Here is a 6,283-nt window from a genome sequence, read left to right on the forward strand (position 1 = left end):
ATTATGTGAAGTGCGAAGACGAATTATACTTGATTGAGTTATTAAAAAACGACTCTTTGATAGTTTAAAGAAGGTGCACCAAAGTTGATAACTATGCCGAGTTTGAGCCCGGAGGTCTTAAGATAGTTTAAGGTTTGTTTGATGTATGGTTCCCCAATATAACTGCCAATTTTTATCTCCAGTATAATAGAATCATAGGCAATAAAGTCGGCTATAAAAAAGTGTTTAAGCTTTGTTTCTTTATAAGTTATAGAGAATGCCTTCTCGCGTAGAAAAGGAATATTTAATCTACTAAATTCTAACTCCAAAGCATCTTTATAGACGGCTTCTTTGAATCCATGACCTAATATTTTGTGGACCTCAAAACAAGCTCCTATTATTTTATAAGATTCTTCTTTAAACAGAATTTCAGGCATAAATCAAAGTAATAGATATTAAATTGAGTTAATAATTATTCGTGAAATTCGTCTTCATTCGCGAACCTTCGTGTCTATTATAATGGTGACAGGCCCGTCATTTACCAGGCTTACCTTCATATCGGCGCCAAAAATACCAGTGGCTACCTTTTTACTGGTTAGGTTTTGCAGGGTAGCGATCATTTGCTCGTATAGCGGTATAGCTTTATCGGGTTTTGCCGCACGGATAAATGAGGGGCGATTACCCTTTTTAGTCTGTGCGTATAACGTAAACTGCGATACCAGTAAAATCTCGCCACCGATATCGGCCAGGGCTTTGTTCATCAGGCCCTCCTCATCGCTAAAAACACGCATGTTGGCAATTTTGGCGGCCAGCCAGTTTAGGTCCTCGTCAGTATCGGTTTCTTCAATGCCCAGTAGTACCAGGAAACCGGTGTCTATCTCGCCGGTTATCTGGCCATTAACCATGCAGCTTGCTTCAGAAACACGTTGTAGTACAGCTCTCATAAGTAAATGCTAATTAACACGAATAAGGCCGAATTTCACGAATTAAATTTCAATTCAAGGGTTATTAGTCTCGTTTATGTCAATTAGCATGTATTAACCTTGTTGTTATCTTTTTAATTCGTACCTATTTCATTAAGTTCGCAACCGCTACTATATAACACTGATTGCTCCTAATAATTCCATTGCTGTAATTGGTGCCTTTAAATTTTAATACAATGACAACTAAAAAAGGCTTTACCACCACCATTTTACATGACGACCGCCTGGGTAAACCAGAGCATGGCTCCTTACATAAACCCGTGCATACCTCGGTAACTTACGGGCATGATGATGTACAGGACCTGGTTGATATTTTTCAGAACAAGAAAAAAGGTTATGCTTACTCACGTCAGGGCAACCCAACGGTTACCGCATTGGAGCATAAGATAACCAATATGGAAAAGGGGTTTGCTTCTATTGCTTTTTCAACAGGCATGGCGGCAATTTCGGCAACAGTAATGTCTCTTTTTAAACAAGGCGACCATATTATAGCCAGTTCATTTTTATTTGGCAATACCCGCAGTGTTTTTCAAACCCTAACCGATATTGGTTTGGATGTTACCTATGTTGATGCCACAGATGTTGAAAACGTACGCAAAGAAATTAAGGAAAGCACCAAGATGGTTTTTGTTGAAACCATTGCCAACCCCGCCACTCAGGTAGCTGATCTGGAAGCTATTGGCAATCTGTGTGCCGAAAAAGGCATCATATACATGGTTGATAATACCATGACCTCACCTTACCTGTTTAACCCGGTTGATGTGAAGGCCAGTTTAATTATCAATTCATTAACCAAATACATAGGCGGTCACGGCAATGCGCTGGGCGGTTGCGTTACCGATACCGGTTTATTTAACTGGGCAAACTTCCCTAACATATTTGAATCGTTTAAAAAACAGGTAAAACCTGAAAACCTGGGCCTTACCCAGATCCGTAAAAAAGGCTTACGTGATTCGGGCGGAACATTATCGCCCGAGGCTGCCCACTCTATTTCTGTAGGCGCAGAAACACTTGCTTTGCGTTTGGAGCGGGCCTGCAACAACGCGCTTGCACTGGCCGAATATTTTGAAAGCCATCCGCTGGTTAAAAAAGTATTTTATCCGGGCCTGAAAAGCCACCCGCAGCATGAGCGTGCGGCTAAACTATTTAACAAATTTGGCGGCTTAATGAGCATCGAGCTTGATGAAAGCATTGATTGCCTGGCCTTTTTAAATAAGCTTCAGCTGGTTATTAAATCAAGTAACCTGGGCGATACCCGTACGCTGTCTATCCCGGTTGCCCAAACCATATTCTTTGAATTGGGTAAGGAAAAACGCGCCGAAATGGGTATCCCGGAAAGCATGATCCGCCTGTCTATAGGTATTGAAGACCTGGAAGACCTGATGGATGATTTTAAAGTGGCGTTAGCGTAAGCTCAAGCTGTTTATCCTGAAAAAGCGGGCATTTGGCAGTATTACATCTGTCAAATACCCGCTTTTTGCTATAAATCACCACTTGGAGGGACTATATACCCAATATTGGGGATTCGTAAAAAGAGTGCCACACTATAAGTTTGCAGCATACATTATCAATTTAATTAAAGATATGGCGCTTACAAACAATCAGAAAAATACCGTGAACGGACATCCGAATATTCAATGGTTAAAGGACAATCATACACGGTTAAATCCATCTGCGATCAAAGCTAAATTAGCCGAAGCCATCAGGATGAGATTGGGCCCGGCAAGTGCTACAGACTCTAATATCCAGGATATTGCTGATAACAATGGTATTCATTATGGAAGGCATGTATCGCCCGTTTATTTACAGGAGTTAAGCGGGCAGGTAGTTGCAGGCGCTGTAAGTGAGGTTCAGGGACACGACGTAGCGATGGCCAATACCCTCCGGATGATATTTAACAGAACAGCCAACGGACGAACAGCTCCCGGTACAACCGGTGTAAACCATATACACGTTGGAGGAAACGCGCAACTCAATATTTTATTTGATGCAACAACCTATGTAGTGTATGGGATAGTTAATGGGCATATGGACGCCAAAATGAGTTCATCAATACGTAACCAGGCCGATAGGGTACTTGCCAGAAGAAACCAATTAAGTTTAGTGGAAATGAGGGTAGTAGGAAGCCATGTTTCAAGAGTATAATGTGATCTTCCTTGCTTTGTGAGGCCTTTGACTTCGCAAAGCAGGGAATCCCAAACACATGCCTGCTTTACGCGAAAGATCCTGAAACAAGTTGCTGTCTTAACTCTTGATTCTAATCTCTTGACTCTTCCTACGCTCTCGTATCGTTGCCGTTGTAAATACTCAGGTAGCTCTCGTAGCGTGATAGTTCAATTTCTTCATTTTCAAGAGCTTCCAGTACGGCGCAGCCGGGCTCGTTGATGTGGCGGCAGTTGTTAAAGCGGCAATCATGCATGCGTGAGCGCATCTCCGGGAAAAAGTGGCTAAGCTCCTGTTTTTCTATATCGATAACCCCTAATTCGCGGATGCCCGGGGTATCAATAATGAAACCGCCTTGTGGCAGTTCAAACATTTCGGCAAAAGTGGTGGTGTGCATACCCTTATCGCTCCATTCAGATACCATATGGGTACGTAAATCTAAACTGGGCAATAAAGCATTGATCAGACTTGATTTACCAACACCCGAGTGACCCGAGAACAAGGTTACCTTATCTTTCAACAGGTCCTGAACCTGGTTAATATTGGTACCTTCCAACGCCGAAACCTCAAAACAAGGGTAGCCAATGTTTTCATAGATAGATTTATAGTAAGTCAGTATTTCCAAGCCTTCGTCACTAAACAGGTCGAGTTTGTTAAAAATGAGCCTTGCCGGGATGTCATATGCCTCGGCAGTTACCAAAAAGCGGTCGATAAAACCCAATGAGGTACGTGGCGATGCTAGGGTAACTACCAGTAGGGCCTGATCAAGATTGGCGGCTATGATCTGGGCCTGCTTGCTCAGGTTAATAGCCTTGCGGATAATGTAGTTTTTGCGCTGCTGTAAATTGGTGATCACACCATTTGCGCTATCCGGTTCCATCTCAAAATCAACCACATCGCCAACAGCCACAGGATTAGTGGTGGTGATACCCTTCATCCTGAATTTACCCTTAATGCGGCAATCTATCTTTTGCCCATCGGGTGTTTGCACCTGGTACCAGCTTCCGGTTGATTTTGTAATGAGTCCCTGCATATTATATAACCCCAAAAGTAACAATTTAATTTGTCACGAATTTTTTTGAATTGAAGCGAATTGCACGAATTGACATATTCATTCAAGAATTCGTGTAATTCGAAACAATTCTCATCGCCTCACAAATAATTCGTGCTCATTTAATTAATTTAAAATAATGCTTGTTTATTAAAAAATAATCTACTTACTTTACAGACATTATATATGACAATTAACAACACCATTATTACATCTATTATTACCACCGGCATAAAACTCGGAGGAAGATAATCGTATGGTGTAAAAACATAAAAGATAAACCAAATGAAAGCCTTCCTCCGAAACGGGGAAGGCTTTTTTGTTGGACATTACAAAAGAAAATTAAACAAGGCTAAACCAGCCTCACCTAAATCCTCTCCAAAGGAGAGGACTTAAAACGGAGAGTTTTAGAACCCTCTCCTTTGGAGAGGGCAGGGTGAGGCAACATACTAAACCATAAATGAAAGTTTTAAAATTTGGCGGTACATCCGTAGGGTCGGTTACAAGCATCCAAACCCTTCTAAACATCCTGAGCGATGAAGTTAAAAATGACGAAAAGCCAGTAGTGGTGCTATCGGCAATGGGCGGGGTTACCAACCTGCTGGCCTCTATGGCCGAAGACGCGGCCCAGGGCAATGATTTTACCGCCGCACTGGCCGAGCTGGAAAGACGGCACTTTGAAGTTGTAAAAAGCCTGCTTGATGTGCAAAACCAAAACCCGGCGTTTACCCGCTTAAAAATTCATTTTAACCAGTTAGAAGAGTTACTGCAGGGCGTACTTACCCTCAGGGAACTTACCCCAAAAACCCGCGACCAGATTTTAAGCTACGGCGAACGCTGCTCAACCATTATGGTAAGCAAAATTGCCGCTCAGCAATTTAAGGATGTACTTTTTGTTGACGCCACAGAGGTGATCAAAACCGACAGTGCCTTTGGAAACGCCAAAGTAAATACCGAGTTGACCGAAATGCTGATCCGCAACCTGCACGAACAAAATAAGGACAAAATGCTGGTCGTTACCGGCTTTATTGCCGGTAATGATGTTGGCCAAACCACCACGCTTGGTCGCGGCGGCAGCGATTATACCGCTGCAATATTTGGCGCGGCTCTCAATGTGAAAGAAATACAAATATGGACAGACGTTAACGGTATGATGACCGCCGACCCGCGGATGGTGAAAAAGGCTTTCCCTTTGGCCGAGCTTACCTATACCGAAGCAATGGAACTTTCTTATTTTGGCGCCAAGGTGATCTATCCGCCAACCATGATCCCTGCATTTTTGAAAAAGATTCCTATCGTTATCAAAAACACCTTTGAGCCAGAGTTTGAGGGTACCGTGATCCGCCATAACTGCAAGCCATCGGCACTGCCTATCAAAGGGATATCTTCTATCAATAATATCAGTATCCTCAATTTAGAGGGCAGTGGTATGGTGGGTAAATCGGGCTTTAGCGGTCGCCTGTTTTCCTTATTGGCCCGCGAGCAGATCAATATCATCCTTATCACCCAATCTTCGTCAGAGCATAGCATCACCTTTGCAGTGCAACCACAGGATACCGATCGTGCCAAACAGGTAATTGAGCAGGAGTTTGAACTCGAATTACTGGCCAAAAAGTTGGAGCATTTGGTGATTGAAAAGAACCTGGCCATACTGGCCGTAGTAGGCGAAAACATGAAACAAACCCCGGGTATGTCGGGCAAGTTATTTCATGCGCTGGGTCGTAACGGGGTTAACGTGCGGGCCATAGCGCAGGGATCGTCAGAGTATAATATCTCGGTTATCATCTCAGCTAATGACCTGTCAAAAGCTTTAAATGCCGTTCATGATGCCTTTTTTGTGCAGCTTACCAAAACCTTGCACGCCTTTTGCCTGGGTACCGGTAATATAGGTAAAACGCTGTTTAACCAGCTTAGTGCACACTCTGATTATTTAAAAGATAACAACGGTATACAAGTTAAAATTGCTGGTATCAGCAATACCCGCAAAATGACTTTCAACAGCGATGGTATATCGCTGGATACTTGGCAGGATGATATGCAGGCTTCGCCGCATGAGGCCGATCTGCAACTTTTTATTGATAAGATGAAAGAGATGAACCTGCCTAAC

General features: G+C 42.9%; 6 protein-coding genes. 3 read left to right on the forward strand and 3 right to left on the reverse strand.

All coding sequences use genetic code 11. The features are described from left to right. Window positions 1–41 precede the first annotated feature (41 nt). The gene (locus AAGC65_RS24100) at window positions 42–416 is read right to left on the reverse strand and encodes a GxxExxY protein (protein WP_343115015.1); all 375 of its coding nucleotides are present in this window, start codon (window positions 414–416) and stop codon (window positions 42–44) included. Window positions 417–470: 54 nt separating this feature from the next. Continuing rightward, window positions 471–923, reverse strand: coding sequence for a D-aminoacyl-tRNA deacylase (dtd, locus tag AAGC65_RS24105; RefSeq protein ID WP_343115016.1), 453 nt, complete (start codon window positions 921–923; stop codon window positions 471–473). Between the two features lie 215 nt (window positions 924–1,138). On the opposite strand from dtd, the gene AAGC65_RS24110 reads away from it, so the two are divergent. Further along, window positions 1,139–2,374, forward strand: a complete 1,236-nt coding sequence (locus tag AAGC65_RS24110) for a cystathionine gamma-synthase family protein (protein WP_343115017.1) — start codon at window positions 1,139–1,141, stop codon at window positions 2,372–2,374. Between the two features lie 172 nt (window positions 2,375–2,546). Next, window positions 2,547–3,107, forward strand: a complete 561-nt coding sequence (locus tag AAGC65_RS24115; protein ID WP_343115018.1) for a hypothetical protein — start codon at window positions 2,547–2,549, stop codon at window positions 3,105–3,107. Between the two features lie 130 nt (window positions 3,108–3,237). Here the strand turns inward: AAGC65_RS24115 and rsgA are convergent, their stop codons facing one another. Further along, a complete protein-coding gene (gene rsgA / locus AAGC65_RS24120) occupies window positions 3,238–4,158 on the reverse strand; it encodes a ribosome small subunit-dependent GTPase A (protein ID WP_343115019.1) in 921 nt (306 codons plus the stop codon). Between the two features lie 478 nt (window positions 4,159–4,636). On the opposite strand from rsgA, the gene AAGC65_RS24125 reads away from it, so the two are divergent. After that, window positions 4,637–6,283, forward strand: a 1,647-nt coding sequence (locus AAGC65_RS24125; protein ID WP_343115020.1) for an aspartate kinase, incomplete at its 3' end; no start/stop codon positions are given.

The sequence above is a fragment of the Mucilaginibacter sp. genome (assembly GCF_039207105.1).
GTDB lineage: Bacteria > Bacteroidota > Bacteroidia > Sphingobacteriales > Sphingobacteriaceae > Mucilaginibacter.